Below are 1,844 nucleotides of genomic sequence, written 5' to 3' on the forward strand. Positions count from 1 at the left end.
GTTTTTGACGAATTCTTTTAATTGTTGATTAATATTGAAATTTTATTCTATCAACACAGAAATGGATCACAGCCATAAATAAACAGTATTTTGTTTTTTACTATTAAGCGAGCCACTATGCGTTTATCTGACTATTTAAGCACTCACTTTTATCACACTGATGAGTTATGCCAAGCACTCAACATAGACACTGAAACTCTTGAAAATTGGCAAGCACAGAGCATTTTCCCTAAACCCAGTTATTGCATTAAAAATCAAATGAGCTGCAGCTCTTATTCAGGGTTATATGAATGTGAAGAATACGACGATTATTATCCCCGTGGCTGCGTAAATTGGGGGCAAGGATTAGTTAAGCAAAAAATTGAGTCATCTAACCAAGCTTTTAATCTGTTTGCCCAGCACTATACCCAGTGCTTGGCTAAGCTTGCACAGCAAGGCTTTATATTTAACGAAGAATTGTTTGGCTGTGAAATAGAAGAGCATTTACAGCAAGTGTGGCAACAGTTTTTATGCAGCAAATATGGCGTGCTCACCCAAAATGGCCTAATTGATGAAATTGTGGCTGTGGATATTGGCAGATTATTAGTAGACGATATAACCGAACTGCGCAGCAAAGCCAGTTTAGATAAGGATGAGCGCACCCGCATTCACCCTGCCATGAAGCTTCTAAATAAAGCCCTTAGCCATGGCGCCGATCACGAAAAGCAACTCACATTACGTAGCCGCTATATTGATGCCCTTATTTTAAAATACGACTTATCGATTAAGTAAAGGGTCGTGTTTGGCTGAGGAGTTTAGCTATGTATGGATTGTTGGTTTTATTAAACAATGCCAACACTGTGCTTTGCGGCTTATTTTTAGTGCAACGAGACAAACAGTCCGACAACTACGCCTTGTTAATTGCAGATTTACGATTTAGATATGATTTCATTAACCGCATGAGATACATCATCTTTTATTACTGACTCTTCAATAATTGGTATTACCCATGAGGCACCAAGCATTTCTAAAGAAAAGCGCCAATCTTTCCATAACTTTCCTTCAATGGTATCAAGACTATCAAGTCCAAATCTTGAAGATGCCCCCCACTGAGCAATTGAAGGCAGCTTAGGAACAGCACTTTGAGCTCCAAAAATAAACGGGCGTTCCATATTGTCTGGCATGATTGCAAAGTAATACTCTACTTTTTCAGTCTTATTTAGAAATCTCGAGATAATTATCATTTTTCACCGAGCTGATCGCGCTCAATTAGAACGCTAGAGTATTGAGTAAAGCTAAACAGAGAAAACAATTTTTATTTCATCTTATTGGCTTTTTGGTTTGCTCTTGCGCTTTACTATCATTTTTTTCTTCTAGCTCTAGAGTGGAATAACCAATTTGAGCCGCTTGAAATAATGAAAACACAACAGCTACAAAGCCTAGTGCTTTAACCGTCGGACGTTCTAGAAAAGTATTTACCTTATTACCCCAGTTCTTATTATGCACATTTACTTTGTTTTTTTGTAGAAGATAATACATATGCTGGAACCAATATGCTTTAGACATTGTGGATTTATGTAGCTTAACATACTCTTTTGCTGCAAAAGCATCAACTTCTTCTTTTCCAGCTAAATTATCACGATGCTCGCCGTCATTTAATTTCATGAAACTTGCCATCCTGGGGTGCTCAACACAGCCCTTACCGTATATAGATAAAATTAGGGACGATAAATTGTACTTCCTTGAATCTGGGATTCTTTTACCATCAACACCAGATAAAACCTTGTAGTGTAGTGGTCAACTAATTTTGGCCACAGTTTTAGAATCTTGATATCTAATCTCAGATTCATTCGGCGCTAAACCAG

At 37.6% G+C, this 1,844-nt stretch carries 3 protein-coding genes; 1 reads left to right on the forward strand and 2 read right to left on the reverse strand.

Annotated features, from left to right (window positions below):
• The first annotated feature begins 117 nt into the window (after nucleotides 1-117).
• Nucleotides 118-771 carry a DUF6058 family natural product biosynthesis protein gene (locus AAEY57_RS19090; RefSeq protein ID WP_008115283.1) on the forward strand — a complete coding sequence of 218 codons (654 nt, stop codon included), beginning with the start codon at nucleotides 118-120 and terminating at the stop codon, nucleotides 769-771.
• A gap of 137 nt (nucleotides 772-908) precedes the next feature.
• Here AAEY57_RS19090 and AAEY57_RS19095 read toward each other — a convergent pair whose 3' ends face one another.
• Nucleotides 909-1,163, reverse strand: coding sequence for a hypothetical protein (locus AAEY57_RS19095; RefSeq protein WP_033104236.1), 255 nt, complete (start codon nucleotides 1,161-1,163; stop codon nucleotides 909-911).
• Between the two features lie 136 nt (nucleotides 1,164-1,299).
• The gene (locus AAEY57_RS19100; protein WP_350608563.1) at nucleotides 1,300-1,644 is read right to left on the reverse strand and encodes a hypothetical protein; all 345 of its coding nucleotides are present in this window, start codon (nucleotides 1,642-1,644) and stop codon (nucleotides 1,300-1,302) included.
• Nucleotides 1,645-1,844 lie beyond the last annotated feature (200 nt).

Source organism: Pseudoalteromonas sp. MER144-MNA-CIBAN-0113 (genome assembly GCF_040308965.1).
GTDB lineage: Bacteria > Pseudomonadota > Gammaproteobacteria > Enterobacterales > Alteromonadaceae > Pseudoalteromonas > Pseudoalteromonas tetraodonis.